Genomic DNA, 232 nt, shown 5'->3' with positions numbered 1-232 from the left:
CAGCAGGAAGTGCGCGCCCTGAACCAATATCAGACACGCGGTGCGTTTGCCTATATTTCCGACCAGCAGAAAGTGTATGCCCGCTTTTTCTGGCAGCAAACTGGCCAGGATCGCTATCGCCTTCTGCTAACCAATCCGTTGGGCAGTACCGAACTGGAACTGAACGCGCAACCGGGCAACGTGGAACTCGTCGACAACAAAGGGAAGCACTACACCGCTGACGACGCCGAAG

1 protein-coding gene is annotated in these 232 nt (G+C 56.0%); it reads left to right on the top strand.

The annotated features are described in order from the left end of the window. A partial coding sequence (gene lolB / locus FDX22_RS15760) for a lipoprotein insertase outer membrane protein LolB (protein WP_146717435.1) occupies positions 1-232 on the top strand: 232 nt, incomplete at both ends.

Source organism: Citrobacter sp. TBCS-14, assembly GCF_005280805.1.
GTDB lineage: Bacteria > Pseudomonadota > Gammaproteobacteria > Enterobacterales > Enterobacteriaceae > Citrobacter > Citrobacter gillenii.
Note: the sequence above shows the minus strand (reverse complement) of the source record. Positions and strands in the feature narration are given on the sequence as shown.